The 24,542-nt window shown below is 71.4% G+C and carries 19 protein-coding genes; 9 read left to right on the forward strand and 10 right to left on the reverse strand.

The features are described from left to right. Positions 1 to 33 precede the first annotated feature (33 nt). The 3 genes from ABZ939_RS10920 to ABZ939_RS10930 all read right to left on the reverse strand — a co-directional run bounded on the left by ABZ939_RS10920 (position 34) and on the right by ABZ939_RS10930 (position 3,619). Positions 34 to 648 (reverse strand): hypothetical protein, encoded by a 615-nt coding sequence (locus ABZ939_RS10920; RefSeq protein WP_361851641.1) that lies wholly within the window; start codon positions 646 to 648, stop codon positions 34 to 36. 78 nt (positions 649 to 726) lie between these two features. Then, positions 727 to 2,574 (reverse strand): glycoside hydrolase family 3 protein, encoded by a 1,848-nt coding sequence (locus ABZ939_RS10925; RefSeq protein WP_361851643.1) that lies wholly within the window; start codon positions 2,572 to 2,574, stop codon positions 727 to 729. A 130-nt stretch (positions 2,575 to 2,704) separates the two neighbouring features. Then, a complete protein-coding gene (locus tag ABZ939_RS10930; RefSeq protein ID WP_361851646.1) occupies positions 2,705 to 3,619 on the reverse strand; it encodes a LysR family transcriptional regulator in 915 nt (304 codons plus the stop codon). A 100-nt stretch (positions 3,620 to 3,719) separates the two neighbouring features. Between ABZ939_RS10930 and ABZ939_RS10935 the strand changes: the two genes are divergently transcribed. Continuing rightward, on the forward strand, positions 3,720 to 4,685 hold the full coding sequence (locus ABZ939_RS10935) for an EamA family transporter (RefSeq protein WP_361851649.1): 966 nt from the start codon (positions 3,720 to 3,722) through the stop codon (positions 4,683 to 4,685). An 87-nt stretch (positions 4,686 to 4,772) separates the two neighbouring features. Further along, positions 4,773 to 5,336, forward strand: a complete 564-nt coding sequence (locus ABZ939_RS10940; protein WP_361851651.1) for an AAA family ATPase — start codon at positions 4,773 to 4,775, stop codon at positions 5,334 to 5,336. 386 nt (positions 5,337 to 5,722) lie between these two features. Here the strand turns inward: ABZ939_RS10940 and ABZ939_RS10945 are convergent, their stop codons facing one another. Beyond that, positions 5,723 to 6,769, reverse strand: coding sequence for a LacI family DNA-binding transcriptional regulator (locus tag ABZ939_RS10945; protein ID WP_361851654.1), 1,047 nt, complete (start codon positions 6,767 to 6,769; stop codon positions 5,723 to 5,725). 118 nt (positions 6,770 to 6,887) lie between these two features. Between ABZ939_RS10945 and ABZ939_RS10950 the strand changes: the two genes are divergently transcribed. From ABZ939_RS10950 to ABZ939_RS10960, 3 genes are read left to right on the forward strand one after another with little or no spacing between them, the layout of a single operon-like run. After that, entirely contained in the window at positions 6,888 to 8,039 is a 1,152-nt protein-coding gene (locus ABZ939_RS10950) for a Gfo/Idh/MocA family oxidoreductase (RefSeq protein WP_361851656.1), read from the forward strand. Beyond that, positions 8,036 to 9,187, forward strand: coding sequence for a dihydrodipicolinate synthase family protein (locus tag ABZ939_RS10955; RefSeq protein WP_361851659.1), 1,152 nt, complete (start codon positions 8,036 to 8,038; stop codon positions 9,185 to 9,187). Before ABZ939_RS10950 ends, ABZ939_RS10955 begins: the two co-directional genes overlap by 4 nt. Next, positions 9,184 to 10,002 (forward strand): sugar phosphate isomerase/epimerase family protein, encoded by an 819-nt coding sequence (locus ABZ939_RS10960; RefSeq protein WP_361851662.1) that lies wholly within the window; start codon positions 9,184 to 9,186, stop codon positions 10,000 to 10,002. The genes ABZ939_RS10955 and ABZ939_RS10960 overlap by 4 nt, the downstream gene beginning before the upstream one ends. A gap of 65 nt (positions 10,003 to 10,067) precedes the next feature. On the opposite strand, the gene ABZ939_RS10965 is transcribed toward ABZ939_RS10960, so the two are convergent. Further along, positions 10,068 to 11,534, reverse strand: a complete 1,467-nt coding sequence (locus tag ABZ939_RS10965) for a membrane-associated oxidoreductase (RefSeq protein WP_361851664.1) — start codon at positions 11,532 to 11,534, stop codon at positions 10,068 to 10,070. A gap of 244 nt (positions 11,535 to 11,778) precedes the next feature. On the opposite strand from ABZ939_RS10965, the gene ABZ939_RS10970 reads away from it, so the two are divergent. Beyond that, the gene (locus ABZ939_RS10970) at positions 11,779 to 14,004 is read left to right on the forward strand and encodes an ATP-dependent RecD-like DNA helicase (protein ID WP_361851667.1); all 2,226 of its coding nucleotides are present in this window, start codon (positions 11,779 to 11,781) and stop codon (positions 14,002 to 14,004) included. A 179-nt stretch (positions 14,005 to 14,183) separates the two neighbouring features. Beyond that, on the forward strand, positions 14,184 to 15,473 hold the full coding sequence (locus tag ABZ939_RS10975; protein WP_361851670.1) for a citrate synthase: 1,290 nt from the start codon (positions 14,184 to 14,186) through the stop codon (positions 15,471 to 15,473). 497 nt (positions 15,474 to 15,970) lie between these two features. Here the strand turns inward: ABZ939_RS10975 and ABZ939_RS10980 are convergent, their stop codons facing one another. From ABZ939_RS10980 to ABZ939_RS10990, 3 genes are all read right to left on the reverse strand, one after another. Beyond that, positions 15,971 to 18,247, reverse strand: coding sequence for a heavy metal translocating P-type ATPase (locus tag ABZ939_RS10980; RefSeq protein ID WP_361851672.1), 2,277 nt, complete (start codon positions 18,245 to 18,247; stop codon positions 15,971 to 15,973). 143 nt (positions 18,248 to 18,390) lie between these two features. Continuing rightward, positions 18,391 to 18,624, reverse strand: a complete 234-nt coding sequence (locus ABZ939_RS10985) for a cation transporter (RefSeq protein ID WP_361851675.1) — start codon at positions 18,622 to 18,624, stop codon at positions 18,391 to 18,393. 178 nt (positions 18,625 to 18,802) lie between these two features. Next, the gene (locus ABZ939_RS10990; protein ID WP_361851678.1) at positions 18,803 to 19,486 is read right to left on the reverse strand and encodes a TetR/AcrR family transcriptional regulator; all 684 of its coding nucleotides are present in this window, start codon (positions 19,484 to 19,486) and stop codon (positions 18,803 to 18,805) included. A 164-nt stretch (positions 19,487 to 19,650) separates the two neighbouring features. Here ABZ939_RS10990 and ABZ939_RS10995 point away from each other — a divergent pair, with 164 nt between their 5' ends. Further along, positions 19,651 to 21,930 (forward strand): MMPL family transporter, encoded by a 2,280-nt coding sequence (locus tag ABZ939_RS10995; protein ID WP_361851681.1) that lies wholly within the window; start codon positions 19,651 to 19,653, stop codon positions 21,928 to 21,930. A 27-nt stretch (positions 21,931 to 21,957) separates the two neighbouring features. Here ABZ939_RS10995 and ABZ939_RS11000 read toward each other — a convergent pair whose 3' ends face one another. Then, entirely contained in the window at positions 21,958 to 22,155 is a 198-nt protein-coding gene (locus tag ABZ939_RS11000; RefSeq protein WP_361851684.1) for a MerR family transcriptional regulator, read from the reverse strand. Positions 22,156 to 22,420: 265 nt separating this feature from the next. Beyond that, the gene (locus tag ABZ939_RS11005; RefSeq protein ID WP_361851687.1) at positions 22,421 to 23,329 is read right to left on the reverse strand and encodes a sugar phosphate isomerase/epimerase; all 909 of its coding nucleotides are present in this window, start codon (positions 23,327 to 23,329) and stop codon (positions 22,421 to 22,423) included. A 138-nt stretch (positions 23,330 to 23,467) separates the two neighbouring features. Here ABZ939_RS11005 and iolC point away from each other — a divergent pair, with 138 nt between their 5' ends. Then, positions 23,468 to 24,463 (forward strand): 5-dehydro-2-deoxygluconokinase, encoded by a 996-nt coding sequence (gene iolC / locus ABZ939_RS11010; protein WP_361851690.1) that lies wholly within the window; start codon positions 23,468 to 23,470, stop codon positions 24,461 to 24,463. Positions 24,464 to 24,542: the final 79 nt, after the last annotated feature.

Raw genomic sequence — 24,542 nt, forward strand, 5'->3', positions numbered from 1 at the left:
GTCCGTAGCGACGAGTGACTGCGCCCGGCGGTGTCACAGCCGCCGGGCGCAGCCCACCGGCCTCTCCCCACCCAGCGCCACGTACAGCGCCGTCGACGACGGGCAGCGGTCGCGGCCGGTGACCGCGGAGGCGACCCGGTACACGGGCGGGTGCTCGCCGGAGCCGTCGCAGGCGGTCTCCTTCACCTGACCGCCGCGGGATGCGGAGAGGCAGTCCCCGACGACCGTGCGCGGACCTCCGCCCCGGCCCGGGTCGCCCGGATGCGGCGGTTCCAGATTGCGCATGCACGCGTACCCCTGCGGCACCGTGCCGTCGCCGTTCTCGTCCGCCGCCGAGCGGTTCTCCGAGACGTGCAGGACGAAGTCCGTGGTGGCCGGGCATATCGCACCGGCGGACGTCCCCGGCGCCTGCCCCTCGTACCGGGTCGTCACCCGTGCCGCCGCCTTCTCGCTGGTGCACGGCACCTCGCGGTACACCTCGCCGCGGGTGGAACAGTCCCCTGGCCCGAGGAACACCGCCCCGTGGTCGGCGGGCGAGGTCGTGTACGTGACGGGACCCGGCGGCCTGGCGTCCGACACCTGCTGACACCCGGTCGTCGTGAGCAGCAGGACACCGATCACCCCCACCCCGCTCCTCAGAGCGCGCATGAAAAGACCCCCCGATCTCCGCGTCCAGCGTGACCCGCCGCAGCGGGCCACGCCAGGGAGAACGGGGGGTCTGCGTCCTCAGTTACGTTTCGCGTAGGACAGGCCGTGGCCGACCGGGTACAGCACCTGCGCCGGATCGTCCGCCCGCTGGACGGGGACGGGCAGACACCCCTGCGGCCGGGCGTGGCCGGCGATCACCCGGACCGCGGCCCGCAGTTCGACATCGGTCCAGGAGTACGCGGCGACGGTCGCCCGCTGCCCGCTGAGCCTGGCGATGTCGTACGGGTTGCGGATCGCGACCGTCACGACCGGCACACCGGTGGCGACGAGCCGGGAGACCAGGGTGCGCTGCGGGCTGGTCGCCGAGACGTTGTACGTGCCCACCACGACGACGTCCTTGCCGGCCGCCGCGGCCACCGCCTCGTCGATCTTCGCCGCGGTCGGGGTGATCCCGGTCGACAACGCCGTGGCGGTGAAGCCGAGTTCGGTGAAGGCGGTGGCGAGGGTGGTGGTCGGGGGGCCGGTGGTGCCGGACGGCGAGGCCGGATCGGCGCCGACGACCAGCACGTCGCCGTGGCTGAGCCGGCTGATCGGCAGGAACCCTCCCTCGTTGAGGAGCAGAGTGGTGGTCCCCTCGGCGATCCGGTCGGCCTGGGCCAGGTGGTCGGCGGTGCCGACCGTACGGTCCACTCCGGCGGCGGTGACGAACGGCTTGCGGAACAGCCCCAGCTTCGCCTTGAGGCGCAGAATCCGCAGGATCGATTCGTCGAGCCGGGCCTCGGTGAGTTCGCCGTTCTTGACGGCCTGGAGGACCGCGTTCCAGGCGATGTCCAGCTTCGGCGGGTTGAGCAGCTGGTCGACCCCGGCCTTCAACGCCAGGACCGGCACGCGGTCGTCGCCGTACTTCGTCCGGACGCCCTCCATGCCGAGCGAGTCCGTCACGACCACGCCGTCGTAGCCGAGTTGCTCGCGCAGGATGCCGGTCAGGATGGGGCGGGAGAGCGTCGCCGGGTCCTCGCTCGGGTCGAGCGCGGGCACGACGATGTGCGCGGTCATGATCGAGTCGATGCCGGCGGCGATCGCGGACCGGAACGGCGGGGCGTCCAGCTCGGCCCACTGCGCGCGGGTGTGCGTGATGGTCGGCAGGCCGTAGTGGCTGTCGACGGCCGTGTCGCCGTGTCCGGGGAAGTGCTTGGAGGTCGCCGCGACCCCGGCCCGCTGATAGCCCTTGACCTGGGCGGCGACCAGGTCGGCGACGGCCTGCGGGTCGGAGCCGTAGGAGCGGACCCCGATGACGGGGTTGGCGGGATTGACGTTGACGTCCGCGACCGGCGCGTAGTTCTGCCGGATGCCGACGGCGGCCAGCTCGGCGCCCGCGATCTGCGCGGCCCTGCGGGCGTCGGAGTGCGAGCCTCCGGCGCCGAGGGCCATGGCGCCGGGCAGCAGGGTGGCGGGCTCGCCGACCCGGCAGACGATGCCGTGCTCCTGGTCGGTGGAGATCAGCAGGGGGAGGGGCGTCGGCTGGGCCAGGCCCGCCCGCTGGATGCCGTTGGAGAGCTCGGCGATCTGGTGCGGGTCGCGGGTGTTGTGCGCCCACGTGAAGTAGATGACCCCGCCGACGTGGTACCTCTCGACGAGCTCGGCGGCGGTGCGGACGCCGATCTCCGTGAGGTTGGCATCGATGTCGGCCTGGTCGGGGGCGGTGGCGGAGTGGCCGTACACCCGCATGACGAAGAGCTGGCCGACCTTCTCCTCCAGCGACATGCGGGAGATGAGGTGCTGGAGGCGTCTGTCCCGGTCGGCGGCGTCGGCGGCGTCGGCTGAGTCCGCGTGCGCGAGTGGGGCGGTGGCGCCGGTGACGGCGGCGGCCGCCGCGGCGGCGGTGACGGTGAGGAGGGTGCGTCTGGAGGTGGCGCGGTGGTGCACTGATGCTCCTTCCGGCCGTGCAAGGGGTGGAGGAAGTGGAGTGAAGGAAACTTCCAAGAAGCCACGGATAGCCCGAAAGTAACTGCCAGGTCAAGGACCTGAACAGGAATCGGTCGCTCGGGTCGGCCGCTCACACCGCCGACGACGCGACCCCGGGCCACAACTCCTGGAGCGTGCGCACCGTCTCCCTGATCGCGGGACGGCGGGCCGCGCCCGTACGCCACAGGGCGTGCAGTCGGCGCATCGGAACCGGGTCCAGCCGGACCGGGGTCACCTCGGGCGGCAGTGTCCCGCGACCGAGGCGCGGCACGAGCGCGATCCCGAGCCCCGCGGCGACCAGGGCGACCTGTGTGTGGTTCTCCTCCGCCTGGTGGACGATGTGCGGCTCGTATCCGGTGGCCCGCAGCGTCTGGATCAGCCAGTCGTGGCACACCGTCCCCGGCGGCTGCGTGATCCACCGCTCGTCCGCCAGATCCTCCCGCCGTACCACCGCCCGGGCCGCCAGCGGATGTCCACGCGGGACGAGGACGTCGCACAGGTCGTCGCCGATCGCCGCCTGCTCCACGCCCGGCGGGGTCGGCAGCGGGGCGATGTCCCAGTCGTGGGCCACGGCGAGGTCGATCACGCCCCGGGCGACGAGGTCGATCGAGACATGCGGGTCCACCTCCGTGAGGCGGGCGTCGAGCGAGGGGTGACGGACCGCCAGCTCGGCGAGCGCCCGTGGCATCAGACCGCGCGCGGCGCTGGCGAAACAGCCGATCGCCAGGCGCCCGGCGGGCACTCCCCGCCGCTCTTCGAGCCGCACCTCCGCCTCCTCGACGATCGCCAGCAACTTCTCCGCCGTGGCGGCGAGTTGATGCGCCTCGTCGGTGAGCCGCACGCCGCGGCCCTGGCGTTCGAGCAGGGTCGTGCGGGTCTCCCGCTCCAGCTTCGCGATCTGCTGGGAGACGGCGGACGGCGTGTAGCCGAGAGCGACGGCCGCGGCGCCCACGGTCCCGTGGACGGCGACGGCATGGAGGGCGCGCAGGCGTCCGAGATCCAGCACGGGCGGTCCCCTTCCGGGCTGTGGATGAAGCGTTGCTTCATCAAACCATGAAGGAGAATTCGCTGGTGCTACACGGTTCAGGACGGCGATGCTGCCTCACATGCGTCCCGCCCACATCGCCCTGGCCGCGCTCGTCGCCGCCGTCTGGGGAGTCAACTTCGTCGTCATCGAGATCGGCCTCGACCACTTCCCGCCGCTGCTCTTCTCCGCCCTCCGCTTCCTCGCCGCCGCCCTGCCCGCCGTCTTCCTCGTCGGCCGTCCCAAGGTCGCCTGGAAGTGGATCCTGGGGGTCGGTCTCGTCCTGGGCGTGGCCAAGTTCGGCCTGCTCTTCACCGGCATGGACCTGGGCGCCCCGGCCGGGCTCTCCTCCCTGATCCTCCAGGTACAGGCGGTCTTCACCGCCCTGTTCGCCTTCGTCGCGCTCGGCGAACGGCCCGGGAAGGTGAAGATCGCGGGCATGGCGGTCGCGCTCGCCGGCATCGGTGTCGCGGCGGTCGACGAGGGCGCCTCGGGTCCGCTCGCCGGCTTCGCGCTGTGCATCGCGGCGGCGGCCTGCTGGGGTGTCTCCAACGTCCTGACCCGCAAGGCGTCCCCGCCCGACGCCCTCAACTTCATGGTCTGGGTCAGCACCGTGCCCATCCTGCCGCTGCTCGCCCTGTCTCTCGTACTGGAAGGGCCGGAGCGGGACCTCGAAGCGCTGCGCGGACTCGACTGGACCGGCGTGGGCGTCATCGTCTACGTCGCCTGGATCACCACCGTCTTCGGCTTCGGCGCCTGGGGCTGGCTCCTGCGCCGCTACCCGGCCTCCTCGGTGGCCCCGTTCTCCCTCCTGGTCCCGGTCTTCGGGATGTCCTCGGCCGCCCTGTTCCTCGGCGAGGGCGTCAGCGGGCTGCGCTGGTGCGCGGCCGCCCTGCTGGTCGGGGGCGTCGCACTGACCTCTCTCGCACCGGCGAGGGGCGCGGCGGGCCCGGCAGCCCCTTCGGGTCCACCCGCGCGCTCCTTCGAGGGACAGCCGAAGCCGGGCACCGAGCCCGCCGGAGCCGGAGGCCGTTCACTGTCGTCATGACCGTGCACCGGCGTGTGGAGCGTGGTCGGGGTCCTGCGGGGGACGTGTGCTGACGTTCGCACGGGGCAGGTCCTAGGGTCCTGGGTCATGGACCTGGTACCCATCGATCGTGACCCCGCACCCGGAGTGGTGCTGCTGAGTGGCATCCCCGGCAGCGGGAAGTCGACCGTGGCGGCGGCCCTCGCGGCCCGGTTCGCGAGGGCCGCGCACATCGAGGTCGACGCGCTCCAGGAGCTGATCGTCAGCGGCTGCCACTGGCCGACGATGGAGCACGACCCGGAGGCCGACCGGCAGATCTTCCTGCGCGCCCGCAACGCCTGCCTGCTGGCGGACAGTTTCACGACGGCCGGATTCCTCCCGGTCGTCGACGACGTGGTCGTCCGCCGCAGCCATCTCGGCTTCTACCGCGCCTCGGTGCGGACCGGCCCGCTCCACGTCGTCTTCCTCGCCCCGGGCCCGGACAAGGCATGGGAGCGCAACAACGCCCGCGACAAGCGCCTGACGACGAACTGGGCACCCCTGGACGCGGCGATGCGGGAGGAGCTGACGGGCGAGGGCGTCTGGATCGACAACGCGGAGCAGTCGGTCGACGAGACGGTGGACGCGATTCTCAAGGCGACGGGCCTGGAGGCGCACACGCGCGTGGCGTAGGCCGTGGGGCGCACGTGCGCGTGGCGTAATTCGTCGGCCACGCGCGCGCGTGGCGTTGCGTGTCGGGCACGCGCGCGTGGCGTTGCGTGTCGGGCACGCACACGCCCGTCGCGTGGCCGTGTGGCGCGCGCGTGGCGTGGTCCGTCGGCGCGCACGCAAGCGTGGCGTGGTCCGTCGGCGCGCACGCAAGCGTGGCGTGGTCCGTCGGGCCGGAGCCGGTCGAGGCCCCCGGCGCGTGCCGGTCACCCACGTGACGAGATCCGCCCCAGGCCCCGCCCAGGCCCCGTCACCCGCGTGACGAGATCCGCCCCGGTCCCCGCCCAGGCCCGGTCACCCGCGTGGCGCGCCTCGCCCCGGGCCTCGCCCGGTCGCGCTCCCCGCCCCCGTCACTCCCGCGGGCGTGCCGTCGAGTCACGTACCAGTAGCTCGGCCGGAATCGTCGCCAGGCCGCCCGGCGGGGCCTCCTCGGTGCCGATCGCGAGCCGTCCCGCCCGCGCTCCCGCCTCCTGGAGCGGCAGTCGTACGGTCGTCAGGGCGGGCACCGCGTCGACCGAGAACGGGAGGTCGTCGAAGCCCGCCACCGAGACGTCCTCCGGGATGCGCAGCCCCTGGTCGCGCAGCGCCGCGCACGCGCCCAGCGCCACCGTGTCGTTCGCCGCCACGACCGCCGTCAACGACGGCTCCCGGCGGAGGAGTTCGAGCGTCGCGTCGTAGCCGGAGCCCCGGTCGTACGACCCGTGGACGGTGGGACCTTCCGGTACCCCCGCCCCGGCCAGCGCCTCCCGGTGCCCTTCGAGCCGGTGCCGGGTCGTCGTCCGGTCCGCCGGCCCCGCCGTGTAACCGATCCGCCGGTGCCCGAGCGCCAGCAGGTGCTCGGTGAGCCGCCGCGCCCCCGCCCGGTTGTCGAAGGTCAGCGCCGCCACGCTCGCGTCCCCCGGCACCGGCGGCCGTCCGCACAGCACGATCCGCGTTCCCGCGTCCGTGAGCCGCGACAGCTTCGACGCCACCGCCGCCATGTGCTCCGGATCCTCCAGCGACCCGCCGGTGAGGATGACGGCGGCGGCGCGCTGGCGCTGGAGCAGGGTGAGGTACGTGAGCTCGCGCTCCGGGGAGCCGCCGGTGTTGCACACGACGGCCAGCTTCTCGCCGCCCGCCCGCCCCGACGCGCCTTCCCCGATGGCGTTCTGTGCCGCACCGGCCATGATCCCGAAGAAGGGGTCGGCGATGTCGTTGACGAGGATCCCGACCAGGTCGGACGTGGCGGCGGCGAGCGAGCTCGCGGGCCCGTTCAGTACGTAGTCCAGCTCGTCCACCGCCCGCAGCACCCGCTCCCGGGTCGAGGCGGCGACGGGGTAGTTGCCGTTCAGGACGCGGGAGACGGTGGCGGGGGAGACCCGGGCACGCGCGGCCACATCCGCCAGCGTGACGGTCATCGCGTACCTCCGAGGAGAGTCGGGGAGAGTCGGCCGGACCCCTTGTCCGGTGCGTTGTCGGCAGGCTAGCGTCTCCCGTCGTAGAAAGCGCTTTCTTCCGTGAGTGTGGAGGACCTTCGTGACACGCAGGACAGTCCGTATCGCCATGAACGGCGTCACCGGACGCATGGGCTACCGCCAGCACCTCGTCCGCTCGATCCTCGCCCTGCGCGAGCAGGGCGGCCTCGATCTCGGCAACGGCGAGACCCTCTGGCCCGAGCCCGTCCTCGTCGGCCGCCGGGAGCACGCCCTGCGCGCCCTCGCCGAGCGCCACGGCCTCACCGAGTGGTCCACCGACCTCGACGCCGTACTCGCCGACGAGTCGGTGGAGATCTACTTCGACGCCCAGGTGACCTCCGCCCGCGTCGAGGCGATCCGCAAGGCCGTCGCCGCCGGCAAGCACATCTACACCGAGAAGCCGACGGCGGGAGACCTGGCGGGCGCCCTCGATCTCGCCCGGCTGGCCTCTCGGAAGGGCGTCAAGCACGGCGTCGTCCAGGACAAGATCTTCCTGCCGGGCCTGCTCAAGCTGAAGCGCCTCATCGACGGCGGCTTCTTCGGGCAGATCCTCTCCGTGCGCGGGGAGTTCGGCTACTGGGTCTTCGAAGGCGACTGGCAGGACGCCCAGCGCCCCAGCTGGAACTACCGCGCCGAGGACGGCGGCGGCATCGTCGTCGACATGTTCCCGCACTGGGAGTACGTGCTCCACGAGCTCTTCGGCCGGGTCACCGGCGTCACCGCGCACGTCGCCGCGCACATCCCGCAGCGCTGGGACGAGCAGGGCAAGCCGTACGCCGCGACCGCCGACGACGCCGCGTACGGCATCTTCCAGCTGGAGGGCGGGGCGGTCGCCCAGATCAACTCCTCCTGGGCGGTCCGCGTGAACCGCGACGAACTGGTCGAGTTCCAGGTCGACGGCACCCACGGATCGGCCGTCGCCGGCCTCCGGAACTGCCGCGTCCAGCACCGCTCCGCCACCCCCAAGCCGGTCTGGAACCCGGACATCCCGGCGACCGAACCCTTCCGCGAGCAGTGGCAGGAGGTCCCGGACAACACCGAGTTCGACAACGGCTTCAAGGCCCAGTGGGAGCTCTTCCTGAAGCACGTCGTCCTCGACGAGCCGTACCAGTGGGACCTGCTGGCGGGCGCGCGCGGTGTGCAGCTCGCCGAGCTCGGTCTGAGGTCGTCGGCGGAGGGCCGGCGCCTGGAGGTCCCGGAGATCACGCTGTGATCCGGCTTCCCCACGGCTCCGGCGGTGTACGGGAGTACAGCCCGCGCCCGGCCCGGCCCACAGCCCCCGCGGGCGGCCCCCTGACCTCCCGTACCGTCTTCTCCGCGGCGCACGTCGTCGCCGACCCGTACGCCGACACCACCCCCGACTCGCCGGCCGCCGTCGACTGGGACGCCACCCTCGCCTTCCGTCGCCACCTCTGGGCGCAGGGCCTCGGCGTCGCGGAGGCGATGGACACCGCGCAGCGCGGGATGGGCCTCGACTGGGCGGGCGCGGCCGAGCTGATCCGCCGCTCGGCGGCGGAGGCGAAGGCAGTGGGCGGCCGTATCGCCTGCGGTGTCGGAACCGACCAGCTCACCGGCCCCGCCGATCTCGTGGCGGTCCGTGAGGCGTACGAGGAACAGCTCGCGCTCGTCGAGGAGACCGGCTCCCAGGCCATCCTCATGGCCTCGCGCGCCCTCGCCGCCGCGGCCCAGGACCCGGACGACTATCTCGACACGTACGGCCATCTCCTGCGCCAGGCGAGCGAGCCGGTGATCCTGCACTGGCTCGGCCCGATGTTCGACCCGGCGCTCGACGGCTACTGGGGCTCCTCGGACCTGGACGCGGCAACCTCCGTCTTCCTCGACGTGATCGCGGCCCAGCCCGACAAGGTCGACGGCATCAAGGTCTCCCTGCTCGACGCCCGGCGCGAGATCGACCTGCGTCGCCGCCTGCCGGAAGGCGTCCGCTGCTACACGGGCGACGACTTCCACTACCCCGAGCTGATCGCGGGCGACGAGCAGGGCTTCAGCCACGCCCTCCTCGGCATCTTCGACCCGCTCGCTCCGCTGGCGGCGGAGGCGGTCCGCACCCTCGACACGGGCGACACCGAGGGCTTCCGCAAGGTCCTCGACCCGACGGTGGAGCTGTCCCGCCACCTCTTCCAGACCCCGACCCGCTTCTACAAGACGGGCGTCGTCCTCCTCGCCTGGCTGGCCGGCCACCAGGACCACTTCACGATGGTCGGCGGCCTCCAGTCCGCGCGCTCGCTGCCGCACCTGGCGCGGGCGTACGAACTGGCGGACGGTCTCGGGCTGTTCCCGGACCCGGAGCTGGCGGAGTCGAGGATGAAGTCCCTGCTGACGGTCCATGGAGTGCATCAGTGACGTGTGAATCCCTCTCCCGCTTCAGCATCAACCAGATGACGGTGAGGCAGCTCTCGCTCCCGGAGCTGGTGGAGCAGTGCGCCCGTCTCTCCGTTCCGGGGGTGGGCCTGTGGCGGGAACCGGTCGCGGAGTACGGGCTCGCCGCCGCCGCCGAACTCGTACGCGACGCGGGCCTGACGGTCACGTCCCTGTGCCGGGGCGGCTTCTTCACGACGGTGGAGTCCCTGGACGACAACCGCGCGGCGATCGACGAGGCCGCGACCCTCGGCACGGACACCCTGGTCCTGGTCTCGGGCGGCCTCGCCCCGGGCAGCCGTGACCTGGCGGCGGCCCGCGCCCGGATCACCGACGCGATCGCCGAACTCGCCCCGTACGCGGAGGAGCGGGGCGTCCGCCTGGCGATCGAACCCCTCCACCCGATGTACGCGGCGGACCGCTGCGCGGTCTCCACCCTGGACCAGGCCCTGGAGATCGCGGAGCGCTTCCCGTCCTCGCAGGTCGGCGTGGTCGTCGACACGTACCACATCTGGTGGGACGAGCGGGCCCCGGCGGCGGTGGCCCGGGCGGGCGCGGCGGACCGCATCCACGCCTTCCAGCTGGCCGACTGGACCACCCCGCTCCCGGCCGGAGTCCTCAACGGCCGGGGCCAGTTGGGCGACGGCGCGATCGACCTGCGGGCGTGGTGCGAGCTCGTCGAGCGGGCCGGGTACACGGGCCCGATCGAGGTGGAGCTGTTCAACGACGACCTGTGGGCGCGGGACGGCGTGGAGGTCCTGGAGGAGACGGTGGATCGGTACGTACGAGAGGTGGGGTAGGCGCGCCCACCGCGTACCGTCCTGCCTCCGGCCTCGCCGAGCAGGTATGACCTGCCGGCCGGGGGTCATTGACGGCTGACGGTACGGGTCACGCCCGCGGCGATCGTCGTCGCCAGGATCCAGCCGGTGATGATCAGTGCGTACGACAACCACTGGTGCCCGCCGTCGGGGGCGAATGCCGACTCCTGGCCGAAGTTGATGACCGGCAGGAGCAGGTCGAGGGTGTAGAAGACGGGGTTGAAGTCAGGGGCCTCGTCCGGCTTGACGGGACGTGGGGGCTCCAGGCCGAATGCCACGGATCCGATGGCCATGAGGGACAGCAGCCAGACGGCCGCGCGCAGCGGGCGGAAGCCGTAGCCGACGGTGGCGTCCTGGATGTACCCCCACAGCCGCCCGTACCAGGTGAGTGTGGCGCGTCGGCGGCGCTGCTTGGCGAGTTGGACGAGCCGGGCGGCGTCGTCGTCTCCGACGTGGCGGTAGGCCGCCATCAACTGCTCGTAGCCGTGAGGCTCGTACCGGTCGCCGTCCCGCTCCAGCATCGGCAGGCGGCGATCGGCGGGCTCGTGCGGGGTGAGGACCGTGTACGTGAGATTGCTGAGGTAGACCTGCTCCGGCAGCATCTCCGGTTCAAGGGTCAGAATCTCTATGTGGGAACGCCGCAGATTGAGGGCGCCCTCGATGCGCTCGCCCCCGCGCAGCCAGAGTTCACCGATGACACAACTGCTCGCCCGCAAAGCCGTGTCGCCCGGATGTGACAGGCGGGCGTGGAGCAGGTCGAGACGGCCCGATATGCGCGCGCCTCGGAGCTCGATCCGGCCCTGCGCGCGCACGCACCGCGCCCGTACATGGGCTCCCACGGTGAGGTTCTGGGCGTCCAGCGCCGTGCCCGCGGGATGGTCGAACTCGGCGTCCTGAATGTTGATCCGCCCGGTGACGGAGGCGCCGGTGAGACGTACCTGCCCCTGCGCGCACATCCCCGGTGCCCACAGATCGTCCCCGATCGCGGCCTGGTTGAGCTGGAGCACCGGCTCGGAGTCGTCCGGCGCGATGAACTGTGCCCGCTCCATGAACAGCGCCCCCGAGATCTGCGCTCCGCCGAGCCGCACCGGCCCGCGCACACGGCAGTCCGTCATCCGCAGCACTCCCTCGACCCGCAGGGTCGCCGAGTTCATGCCCGGAAGATCGGATTTGCTCAGATTGAGCTGGCGCAGTTGGGCGCCGTACAGGTCGGGAACGCTGTCGAACCGACAGTGGCTCAGCCGGACGGCGGCGTCGATCGTGGCGTACTTCAGGTCCAGGACGCCGGTGATCCGCGCCCCCGTGATCTTCAGCGCGGCGATCTCACCGTCCTCCCGTGGAGCCTTGAGCAGCAGCGCTCGCAGCACGCTCGCCCGTACCGTCCGCTCGGCGCCCCAGGTGGTGCCGGTCGCCGGATCCTCGTTCTCGCCGATGCGGAAATCCACGGATTCGCCGCGTGGAAAGGCCCGCCATACCCGCGTCTCGGCCGGCGTCAGGTCGCTGATCTCGCTCACGCCGGGACTCTGACGTGCCGCGTTCAAGACGTCAACTGCCGTACGGAGCAGGGCAGGCTGTCCGCACGAGCACGAGCACGAGCACGAGCACGAGCACGAGCACGAGCAAACGAGCACGAGCCCGAGCCCCAGCACGAGCACGAGCATGAGCCGCTCGCCGGCTCGCGCGGACGGGACCCGAGGTTTTCCCCAGGCCCACTGCACCGCTCACGCGACTGTCCGAGCCCTTCGCTACCTTCGGGCCATGTCCAACCAGGGTCAGGCAGCGCGTCAGGCAGTGGTCGAAGGGGTGCTCGAGCGGATCACCTATGCCAATGAGGAGAGCGGCTACACCGTCGCCCGCGTCGACACCGGGCGCGGTGGCGGGGATCTCCTCACGGTCGTCGGGGCGCTGCTCGGTGCCCAGCCCGGGGAGTCGCTGCGGATGGAGGGGCGTTGGGGGTCCCATCCGCAGTACGGCAAGCAGTTCACGGTCGAGAACTACACGACCGTCCTGCCCGCCACCATCCAGGGCATTCGCCGCTACCTCGGCTCCGGGCTCATCAAGGGCATCGGCCCGGTCTTCGCCGACCGCATCACACAACACTTCGGCCTGGACACCCTCGAGATCCTGGAGGGGGCCCCCGCGCGCCTGATCGAGGTGCCCGGCCTGGGGCCCAAGCGCACGAAGAACATCACCGCCGCCTGGGAGGAGCAGAAGGCGATCAAGGAGGTGATGGTCTTCCTCCAGGGGGTCGGCGTCTCCACCTCCATCGCCGTACGCATCTACAAGAAGTACGGGGACGCCTCGATCTCCGTCGTGAAGAACCAGCCCTACCGGCTGGCCGCCGACGTGTGGGGCATCGGCTTCCTCACCGCCGACCGGATCGCCCAGGCCGTCGGCATCCCGCACGACAGCCCCGACCGGGTCAAGGCGGGGCTGCAGTACGCCCTGTCGCAGTCCACCGACCAGGGGCACTGCTTCCTGCCCGAGGAGCGGCTGATCGCCGACGCCGTCAAGCTGCTCCAGGTCGACACCGGCCTGGTCATCGAGTGCCTCGCCGAGCTGGCGCAGGACCCGGAGGGGGTCGTACGGGAGTCGGTGCCCGGGCCCGAGGGGCAGCCGGTCACGGCCGTGTACCTGGTGCCGTTCCACCGCGCCGAGCTCTCCCTGGCCGGGCAGACCAGGCGCCTGCTGCACGCACCCGAGGACCGCTTGCCAGCCTTCCAGGACGTCGCCTGGGACAAGGCCCTGGCCTGGCTCGCCGAGCGGACCGGCGCCTCCCTCGCTCCCGAGCAGGAGGAGGCCGTGCGGCTCGCCCTGACCCGAAAGGTCGCCGTGCTGACCGGTGGGCCGGGGTGCGGGAAGTCGTTCACCGTCCGCTCGATCGTGGAGCTGGCACGGGCCAAGAAGGCCAAGGTGGTGCTGGCGGCCCCCACCGGCCGGGCGGCGAAACGGCTCGCGGAGCTGACGGGCGCGGAGGCCTCCACCGTCCACCGGCTCCTGGAGCTCAAGCCGGGCGGGGACGCGGCCTACGACCGGGACCGGCCGCTCGACGCCGATCTCGTCGTGGTGGACGAGGCCTCCATGCTCGATCTGCTCCTCGCCAACAAGCTGGTGAAGGCGGTGGCACCCGGTGCCCATCTGCTGCTCGTCGGGGACGTGGACCAGCTGCCCTCGGTCGGCGCGGGCGAGGTGCTCGGCGACCTGCTGGCGCCGGACAGCCCGGTGCCGGCCGTCCGGCTGACCCGCATCTTCCGTCAGGCGCAGCAGTCGGGGGTGGTCACCAACGCCCACCGCATCAACGCCGGGCTCCCGCCCGTGACCACCGGCCTGCCGGACTTCTTCCTCTTCGTGGAGGAGGAGACCGAGGACGCCGCCCGGGTCGCCGTCGAGGTCGCGGCGCGACGGATTCCCGCCAAGTTCGGTCTCGATCCGCGCCGGGACGTGCAGGTTCTGGCTCCCATGCACCGCGGTCCCGCGGGCGCCGGCGCGCTCAACGGGCTGCTCCAGCAGGCCGTCACCCCGGCCCGCCCCGACCTCCCCGAGAAGAGGTTCGGCGGCCGGGTCTTCCGCGTCGGCGACAAGGTCACCCAGATCCGCAACAACTACGAGAAGGGCACCAACGGAGTCTTCAACGGCACGGTCGGCGTCGTGACCTCTCTCGACCCCGTCGAACAGCGGCTGACCGTACGGACCGACGAGGACGAGGAAGTGCCGTACGACTTCGACGAACTGGACGAACTGGCCCATGCCTACGCGGTCACCATCCACCGCTCGCAGGGCAGCGAGTACCCGGCGGTCGTGATCCCCGTCACCACCAGCGCCTGGATGATGCTCCAGCGGAATCTGCTCTACACGGCCGTCACCCGGGCGAAGAAGCTGGTCGTCCTGGTCGGTTCACGGAAGGCGATCGGCCAGGCGGTCCGTACGGTTTCCGCAGGCAGACGCTTCACCGCGCTGGCCCACCGGCTGTCGGCAGTCGTGTGAAAGACCACCCCCGACTTCCCCAAGCGGGGCGAAGGGGGCAAGATGAGCAGGTTGGCGGCACTGAGTGCCGCCAAATGGCCCAATGGTCGACCCCGAGTGCACTCTCCTGAGCCAAATGGGGGATGGTAGAGACAGTCAGGGCACCTCGAAGAAGAGGCACTACGTCGGTGAGGGATGACGTGAGCGACAACTCTGTAGTACTGCGGTACGCGGACGGTGAATACACCTACCCGGTGGTCGAGAGCACCGTCGGCGACAAGGGCTTCGACATCGGGAAGCTCCGAGCCCAGACCGGTCTGGTCACCCTGGACAGCGGCTACGGCAACACCGCCGCCTATAAATCCGCCATCACCTACCTCGATGGCGAGCAGGGCATTCTGCGGTACCGCGGCTACCCCATCGAGCAGCTGGCCGAGCAGTCGACCTTCCTCGAGGTGGCCTCGCTGCTGATCAACGGTGAGCTTCCCAAGGCCGACGAGCTCGAAGGCTTCCAGAACGAGATCACGCAGCACACCCTGCTGCACGAGGACGTCAAGCGGTTCTTCCAGGGCTTCCCGCGCGACGCCCACCCGATGGCGATGCTGTCCTCCGTGGTCTCCGCGCTGTCCACCTTCTACCAGGACAGCCACAACCCGTTCGACGAGAAGCAGCGCCACCTCTCCACGATCCGGCTGCTCGCCAAGCTGCCGACGATCGCGGCGTACGCGTACAAGAAGTCGATCGGCCACCCCTTCGTCTACCCGCGCAACGACCTCGGGTACGTCGAGAACTTCCTGCGCATGACCTTCTCGGTCCCGGCCCAGGAGTACGAGCTGGACCCGGTCGTGGTCTCGGCGCTCGACAAGCTGCTGATCCTGCACGCGGACCACGAGCAGAACTGTTCGACGTCCACCGTCCGTCTGGTGGGTTCGAGCCAGGCGAACATGTTCGCGTCGATCTCCGCCGGCATCTCGGCCCTGTGGGGCCCCCTGCACGGTGGCGCCAACCAGTCGGTCCTGGAGATGCTCGAGGGCATCAAGGCCAACGGTGGCGATGTCGACTCCTTCATCAACAAGGTGAAGAACAAGGAGGACGGCGTCCGCCTGATGGGCTTCGGCCACCGGGTGTACAAGTCCTTCGACCCGCGCGCCAAGATCATCAAGGCCGCGGCGCACGATGTGCTCTCCGCTCTCGGCAAGTCCGACGAGCTGCTGGACATCGCGCTCAAGCTGGAGGAGCACGCGCTCTCCGACGACTACTTCGTCTCGCGCAACCTCTACCCGAACGTGGACTTCTACACGGGCCTCATCTACCGCGCGATGGGCTTCCCGACCGAGATGTTCACCGTGCTCTTCGCCCTCGGCCGCCTTCCGGGCTGGATCGCCCAGTGGCACGAGATGATCAAGGAGCCGGGCTCCCGCATCGGCCGCCCGCGCCAGATCTACACGGGCGAGGTCCTGCGCGACTTCGTGCCCGTCGAGAGCCGCTGAGCCTCGGGCCGCTGCCCCCGGCGCCCTCAGCCGGGGGTCCGGGGGTTGTCCCCCGGGCTGGCACAGCCACGGGCGAGGTCCTGCGCGACTTCGTGCCCGTCGAGAGCCGCTGACGCTCGTCGACGCCCCGAGGCGCCGCTGAACGAAAAGCGCCCCGCTGCCGATCCCCCCACGGGTCGGCGAGCGGGGCGCTTTCCATATCCCCGGTGCGGATTCCCCCCACGGGATCCGGGCCGGGCGTCTGCCGGGTTCAGCAGAAGCTACGCGGGTCTGCGCGGTCTGCCGGGGTACGTATACGGGAGGGCCGCTCAAAGCTCCCCGGTGCACGTGCCCCGGCCAACGCTTGCCTGGGACGTCCCCCAAGACATCCCATGAACGTCCCCCAAGACGTTCTTGGCATCGCCCACTTAGACTCGCGAACGGCCCGAATGGTTACCCCCAAATATCTGTGATCTAGGTCTCTTTGTGAAGGTCTTGTGCGTCACGTGTAGGTGAATTCACGTGAACCTCCGAAGTCGCAGGCTGTTTGTCACGACAAATACGGACGAAAATGCCATGGCCAATCCGGCGATCATGGGGTTGAGGAGTCCGAGCGCCGCGAGCGGCAGGGCGGCGCAGTTGTAACCGAAGGCCCAGCCCAGGTTCCCCTTGATCGTCGCGAGGGTCCGGCGGGAGAGCCGGATCGCGTCCGCCGCCACCCGGAGGTCGCCGCGGACCAGCGTCAGGTCGCTCGCCTCGATGGCCGCGTCCGTGCCGGTGCCCATGGCGAGCCCCAGGTCGGCGGTGGCGAGGGCGGCCGCGTCATTCACGCCGTCGCCGACCATCGCGACCGTCCGGCCCTCCGCCTGGAGACGCCGGACCACCTCGACCTTCTCCTGCGGCAGCACCTCGGCGAAGACCCGGTCCGCGTCGATGCCCACCTCGGCCGCGACCGTCTCCGCGACGGCCCGCCCGTCGCCGGTCAGCAGGACCGGCGTCAGACCGAGGCCGCGCAGCCGGGCGACGGCCTCCGCGCTGGTGTCCTTGACCGCGTCGGCGACCGTGAGGGCCCCGCGGGCCCGGCCGTCCCAGGCGACCTGGACGGCGCCGGGCTCCGGCACCCCGGGTACGTCGACGCCCTCGGCCTCGAGGAGCGCCGCGCGGCCGGCCAGGACCCGGTGGCCGTCGACCGTGCCGCGCACACCGAGGCCGGGCACGTTCTCGAAGGACGTCGGTACGGGGAGCTCTGCCACGGGCCGCCCGAGCCTCTCTGCGGCGCCGTCCGCGACCGCCCGGGCGACCGGGTGCTCGGAGGCGTGCTCCAGGGCGCCCGCGAGGCGCAGCAGCTCGGCCTCGTCCTCACCCTCGTACGCGTACACCTTCTGGAGCCGCATCCGGCCGGTCGTGACGGTCCCCGTCTTGTCGAGGACGACCGTGTCGACGCGGCGGGTGGACTCCAGAACCTCCGGGCCCTTGATCAGGATGCCGAGCTGCGCGCCCCGGCCGGTGCCGACCATGAGCGCGGTCGGGGTCGCGAGTCCCAGGGCGCACGGGCAGGCGATGATCAGGACGGCCACGGCGGCGGTGAACGCGGCCGCGGTGTCCTCGACCACGAAGAGCCAGGTGAGCAGGGTGCCGAGGGCGATGAAGAGCACGACAGGTACGAAGACGGCGGAGACCTTGTCGGCGAGGCGCTGGACCTCGGCCTTGCCGCTCTGGGCGTCCTCGACCAGCTTCGCCATGCGGGCCAGCTGGGTGTCCGCGCCGACCCGGGTCGCCTCGACGACCAGCCGGCCGGAGGTGTTGACGCAGCCGCCGACGACCGGATCGCCGGCCGTGACGTCGACCGGGACCGACTCGCCGGTGAGCAGGGACGCGTCGACGGCGGAGACGCCCTCGGTCACGGTGCCGTCGGTGGCGATCTTCTCCCCGGGCCGTACGACGAACAGGTCGCCGGCCTTCAGGGCCGCCACCGGAATCCGTACCTCCGTGCCTCCCCCAAGCTCTCGGCTTCGCTCGGGCAGGGGGGACCCCCATCGCAGGACGGCCACGTCCTTGGCGCCCAGCTCGAGGAGTGCGCGGAGCGCGGCACCGGCCTTTCGCTTGGCCCGGGCCTCCAGGTAGCGGCCGAGCAGGATGAAGGTGATGACACCGGCCGCGACCTCCAGATAGATGCTGGAGGAGCCGTCGGCGCGACCGGCGGTGGGGTCGAAGTCGTGGCGCATGCCGACCATGCCCGCGTGGCCGAAGAACAGGGCCCACAGCGACCAGCCGAAGGCCGCCAGGGTGCCGACCGCGACGAGGGTGTCCATGGTCGAGGAGCCGTGTCGCAGGTTCGTCCAGGCGGCGCGGTGGAACGGCAGCCCGCCCCAGACGACGACCGGGGCGGCGAGGGTCAGGGAGAGCCACTGCCAGTTGTCGAACTGGAGGGCCGGGACCATGGCGAGCAGGACGACGGGCGCGGAGAGGAAGGCGGAGACGGTCAGCCGTTGCCGGAGCGAGCCGAGCTCCGGGTCGGTGTCCCGCGTGCTCTCCGCCGGGTCGGGGTCCGGCTGCGGCTCCGGAGGCGGGGGTTCTTCGGCCGTGTACCCCGTCTTGACGACCGTCTCGATCAGATCGGCGACCTCGACCCCGGGCGGGTGCTCGATCCGGGCCTTCTCCGTCGCGTAGTTGACGGTCGCGGTGACGCCGTCCATGCGGTTGAGCTTCTTCTCGACGCGGGCCGCGCAGGAGGCGCAGGTCATCCCGCCGATGGTCAGCTCGGTGGTGAGGGTGGAGGCGGGACTGGAGGTCATGTGCCGTTCCAAAAGGGAGCAGGGCCGTACCGTCGTAACGGTACGGCCCTGCGCGGGGATGCCGGGAGTGAGCCCTGGAGCTCTGGGTCTCTCGTCCGGATCGGGACCTAGGGCCTGTCCGGCGGATCGGGGTCGGTCAGCGCCTAGGCCTGGCCGACGAGCTCGTAGCCGGCCTCGTCGACGGCGGCGCGGACCTCGGCCTCGTCCAGCGGGGCCTCGGAGGCCACGGTGACCTGGCCGGTGGCGGCCACGGCCGTGACGGAGGAGACCCCGGCGATCTCGGAGATCTCGCTGGAGACCGCGCCCTCGCAGTGCCCGCAGGTCATTCCCTTGACCTGGTAGACGGTGGTGAGTTCGGTCTTCGTCTCGGCGGTCATGACGGTCTCCTCTTCGAGCGCGGTGCTGGTTCAGGCTCGTACTGAAGCACAGGTTATACCCCTAGGGGGTATAAATTCCACTCCTGCGGCCGCCGTGCCGCGGGAGTGACGCAGCCGGGGGAGTCCGGCCGGCGTGGCGAGCCTCAGGCGGGGCCGACGGCGGCGGTCACGGCGGCGGTCACGGGGTCGGAGTCGTGGTGAGCGCGGTGCCGACGGTGGCCGGGGCGTTCCCGATGAGCGGGCCGAGGTAGCGCAGGAGGAGCGTCTTCAGCTCGGTGATCGCCGCGTCCCGCGCGGGCCCTTCGGCGGCGGCGAGGATCAGCGTGAGGCCGCCCTTGACGACCGAGAAGGTCATCTCGGCCTTGAGGGTGCGGTCCTCGGCGGTGTGGTCCGGGAGGTGGTGGTCGAACAGGCTCTGGACCGAGGTCAGCAGGGAGGCGTGCAGCGCGTCGTGCTCCTCGGCGATCCGGCCGGGGATCTCGGAGCCGTGCATCAGGGCGAGGAAGACCGGGTTCTGGCAGTTGAACTCGATCATCGGGTCGAGCACCGCGTCCACCAGCTCGGGCAGCGGCAGGGCGAGGTTGGCCGGGGTGAACGCCTGGCCGTGCATCTCCCGCATCTGGTGCAGCAGGCGGCCGCCGAGCTCGACGGCGATCGCCTCCTTGTTGGGGAAGTACTGGTAGAGCGTGCCGGGGGAGACGCTGGCCTCGCGGGCGATCGCGTTGGTGCTGGCCGCCGTGTACCCGTTCGTGCAAAAGACGTTCGCGGCCGCCTGGAGCAGCTGTGCGATACGGCGCTCGCCGCGGGCCTGGCGGCGGCGCGGCTTCTGTTCCGCGGAACTCTCGGACGTCTCCTCGGACATGGCTGTCCCCAGCTTTCCTCAACACGTTTGACAAACACGAGAGGTCGCTCGCATTCTTGTGAAACGCGAGCGATGACTCGTGTTTGTCAGTCTATGGCAACGGGCGACCCATGCGACCTGCCGGGAAGCGAGCGCATGGGTCTCGGTGAAGGGGACACCGCGTCATGGCCGAAGTCAAGAATTCAGGGCCCGCTCGCGGCGGGGGGTGGACCCGGTTCGTGACGGCCAGGCCGCGCCTGTCGTTGCTGGTCGCGCTCGTGATCACCGCGCTGTCCGTCCTCGCGGGCAGCGGTGTCGCCGACCGGATGGGGAGCGGCGGCTTCGAGGATCCGGATGCCGAATCCACGTATGCGACAGGGGTCCTGGAGCGGGAGTTCCCCGCGTCCCAGCCCAATCTGCTTCTGCTCGTGAGTGCGCGGGAGGGCGGGGTCGACGATCCCGCCGTGGCCGCCGAGGCCCGGCGGCTCGCCGAGCGGCTCGACAGCGAGCACGGGGTGAGCGGCATCGGCTCCTACTGGGGGACCCGCTCCCCGGCCCTGCGCTCCGAGGACGGCCGGCAGGCGGTGATCGTCGCCCGCGTCGACGGTGACGAGAAGGCGGCCAGTGAGGTCCTGGAGCGGATCGCCCCCGACTACCGGGGCACGCACGGGCCGGTCGAGGTCTCCGTCGGCGGTCAGCTGGCCGTCCAGCACGAGATGCAGACGGTCATCGAGGAGGACCTGCTGCGCGCCGAGCTGATAGCCCTGCCGGTGACACTCGTCCTGCTCGTCATGGTCTTCGGCAGCGCGGTCGCGGCCCTGCTGCCGCTGGGCATCGGCATCGTGGCCATCCTGGGGACGAACGCGGTGCTGCGCGGCATCACCGAACTCACCGACGTCTCGGTCTTCGCGCAGAACCTGACCACGGCTCTCGGACTCGGACTCGCCATTGACTACGCCCTGTTCGTGGTCCGCAGATTCCGCGAGGAGCTCGCCCGCGGGGCCGACACCCGGACCGCCGTCGGGACCACCCTGCGCACGGCCGGGCGGACGGTGCTCTTCTCCGCCCTGACCGTGGCGGCTTCGCTCGCCGCGATGCTCGTCTTCCCGCAGTACTTCCTGCGCTCCTTCGCCTACGCGGGCATCGCGGTGGTGCTGCTCGCCGCGACGGCCGCGCTGACCCTGCTGCCCGCCGCGCTGATGCTGCTCGGGGAGCGGGTCAACGCGCTCGACCTGCGCCGCTTGTTCGCCCGTCGCCGCCGGTCCGGCGAGAGCACGAAGCCGGTCGGTGCGGAGTCCGGAGCCGCGGAGACCGGAGCCGGCTGGGCGCGGACGGCGGACCTGGTGATGCGGCGCGCGCCTCTCTTCGCCGTGGTCACCACGGCGGGGCTCGTGCTGCTGGGGCTGCCCTTCCTGGGTGCGAAGTTCGGCACGGTCGACGATCGGCAGCTGCCGGTCACCGCCGAGTCCCGGGTGGTCCAGGACGAACTGCGCGACGGCTTCCCGGGTAGCCCGGGCGGCGGGCTCACGGTCCTCGCCGAGGGCGGCGCCACCCCGGCCGAGTACGCCGGTTATCGCGAGCGGATCAACGCCCTCGACGGGATCGAGCGGGTGGACGGACCGGTGACCTCGGGCGCCGGCGCCGGGGCACACGCGTACTTCACCGTGGTGCCGGAGGGCGAGGGCGTCGGCGACACCGCCCAGCGCGTGGTGGGTGAACTGCGCGCGCAGGAAGCCCCGTTCGACACCTCGGTCACCGGAGCCGCCGCCGTCCTGGTCGACTCCAAGGACGCCATCGGCGACCGGCTGCCCTGGGCGGGTGCGATCATCGTCGTCGTCACCCTGCTTCTGGTCTTCCTGCTGACCGGCAGCGTGCTCATACCCCTCCAGGCGGTCGTCCTCAACGGGCTCAGCCTGACCGCGATGTTCGGCGCCGTCGTCTGGGTCTTCCAGGAGGGCCATCTCTCCGGGCTGCTCGGCTTCACCCCGACCGGTGACATCGAGACGACCCTGCCGGTGCTGATGTTCTGCGTCGCCTTCGGACTCTCCATGGACTACGGAGTGTTCCTGCTTTCCCGCATCAAGGAGGAGTACGACGAGACGGGCGACCACGACCACGCGGTCCGGTTCGGCCTGCGGCACACGGGCGGCCTCATCACCGCCGCCGCCGTGATCCTCGCCGTCGTCATGGTGGCCATAGGCACCTCACGCGTGACCAACACCAAGATGCTCGGCCTCGGCGTCGCGCTCGCCGTGCTGATGGACGCGATGGTGGTCCGCAGCCTGCTCGTCCCGGCCGTGATGAAGCTGACCGGGCGATTCACCTGGTGGGCACCCGGCCCGCTGCGCCGCTTCCACGACCGGTTCGGCATCAGTGAGGGCGGTGCGGAGCCGGCGCCGGTCGCCGCGGCCCGACCGGACTCCGCATCCGACGTCGAGCGGGACAAGGAGCCGGTCGGGGGCTGACGTTCCTCCTGACGGAGGGGTGGGAGGTCAGTCGCGGCGGCTCCGGTTGCCCGGGCGACTGGCCACCCATGCGTGGATCGTGTCCGCGTGCCAATAGGGCTTGCCCGACTCGACGTGGTCCGGCGGCGGCAGGAGACCGTGCTTCCGGTAGGAGCGGACGGTGTCCGGCTGCACCTTGATGTGCGCGGCAATGTCCTTGTACGACCAGAGTCTTCTGTCCGTCATTGGTGGCACCTCCCTGCGCGCCACGCAGCGGCGGCGGGGGTGCCGTTCGGGGGAGCTGCGGGGCAAGCGCTGGCGATCACTGAGCCTGTGCCCGATGCAACGGTCCCTTCCAACGGGAGGAGAGCGGCTGTCGAACGGCTGTGACGGAAAGTCCGCGTCATGGAGACATGTGTGACGAGAGGGGGACGGACGTGACGTAAGTGACGCACGATCAGATAGGTGCGGATCGGCGCGTCGGCGCGCCACGACGTCCGCCGGGCGCTCCCTAGGCCCCGCAGGAGCGCAGAAAACGGCGGGTGCGGACCGCGATCGGATAGGGCTTCTCGGGATCGCACGGATACATGTCCTGCTCCACGATGGCGAACAGCTCGACGTCCAGGGCCTGAGCCGCCGCCAGGACCGGCTCCAGGGCGGGCACACCGGAGGGCGGCTCGCACATCACGCCCCGCGCCACGGCCGGACCGAAGGGCACCTCGTCCGCCACGACGCCGGCCAGGATCTCCGGGTCGACCTGCTTGAGATGCAGGTAGCCGATCCGCTCGCCGTAGGTCTCGATCAGCTTGACGCTGTCGCCGCCGCAGTACGCGTAGTGCCCGGTGTCCAGGCAGAGCGAGACCAGGTCGGGATCGGTGGCGTCCAGGAAGCGGGCCACGTTCTCCTCGCTGTCGACATGGGTGTCCGCGTGCGGATGGACGACGATGCGCAGGCCGTAGCGCTCCCGGACCTCGCGGCCCAGGCGTTCGGTCAGACCGGTCAGATCGCGCCACTGTGCGGGGCTGAGCGTGCGGTCCTCCAGGACCTCGCCGGTCTTGTCGTCCCGCCAGAAGGAGGGGATGACGACCAGGTGCTCCGCGCCCATCGCCTGGGCCAGCGCCGCGTTGTCGGCGACATGCGCCCAGGTCCTGTCCCAGACGGCGGGGCCGTGGTGCAGCCCGGTGAAGACGGTCCCGGCCGAGACGCGCAGGCCCCGGCGGCGGGTCTCCTCGGCGAGGACCGCGGGGTCGGTGGGCAGATAGCCGTACGGGCCGAGCTCGATCCACTCGTAACCGGCCCCGGCGACCTCGTCGAGGAAGCGCTGCCAGGGGACCTGCCGGGGATCGTCGGCGAACCAGACGCCCCACGAGTCGGGGGCGGAGCCGATGCGGATACGGGACAGAGGCGACGGCTTCGTCATGAAGGCCACATTGGCCGCCCCCGGAACGACCCGTCAAGACGCTGGTCCGAATGTAAGGACATAGCGTTGACAGGGTTCCGCGGCGACGGATAGACCTGGGTGCGGGGCCGAGGTGTGCCGAGGCGAGAGGTGACGCGTATGGAGTCGGAGCCGTACGAGCTGATCACGATGGGGCGTCTCGGCGTGGACCTGTACCCCCTCCAGGTCGGCGTTCCGCTCGCCCGGGTGGAGACCTTCGGGAAGTTCCTCGGCGGTTCGCCCGCGAACGTGGCGGTGGCGGCGGCCCGGCTCGGCCGACGGACGGCGCTCGTGAGCCGGACCGGGGCGGACCCCTTCGGGGCGTATCTGCACGAGGAGCTCAGCGCGTTCGGTGTCGACGACCGGTGGGTGACGCCCGTGGAGGAGTACCCGACACCGGTCACCTTCTGCGAGATCTTTCCGCCGGACGACTTCCCGATCCACTTCTACCGCCGGCCCCGGGCCCCCGATCTGGAGATCCACCCGCACGAGCTGGACCTCGCGGCGATCCGCTCGGCGCGGGCGTTCTGGGTGACGGGGACCGGGCTGAGCGTCGAGCCCAGCCGGACCTCGACACTGGGCGCGCTACGGGAACGGAGGCAGCGGGGCGAACAGGGCGGCGACGGCCTGACCGTGCTCGACCTGGACTGGCGTCCGGCGCTCTGGCCGGACCCGGACGAGGCCGGCCCGCTCTACCGGGAGGCCCTGGGCGCCGCCACGGTCGCCGTAGGCAACCTCGACGAGTGCGAGGTCGCGACCGGTGAACGCGAGCCGTACGCCGCCGCCCGCGCCCTGCTCGCCGCCGGGGTCCGGCTGGCGGTCGTCAAACAGGGCCCCAAGGGCGTCCTCGCGATGACCGCCGACGGGGAGAGCGCGGAGGCGCCGCCGCTGCCCGTCGAGGTGGTCAACGGCCTCGGGGCGGGCGACGCGTTCGGCGGGGCGCTGTGCCACGGGCTGCTCGCCGGCTGGGACCTCGACCGTACGATCCGCTGGGCCAACGCGGCGGGCGCCATCGTCGCCGGCCGCCTCGCCTGCTCCCCCGCCATGCCGTACGCGGACGAGATCGAGCAGGCCCTCGCGACCGGCACCGGCTCGATCCCGGAGCGCACCCCATGACCGACGGCATCGCCCCCGACGGCATCGCCTCCGACGACTTCGCCCCCGACCCGGAGCTCGCGGCCGAGGGGGCCGCGAC

This window comes from Streptomyces sp. NPDC046712 (genome assembly GCF_040645695.1).
In the GTDB taxonomy this organism is placed as follows: Bacteria; Actinomycetota; Actinomycetes; order Streptomycetales; family Streptomycetaceae; genus Streptomyces.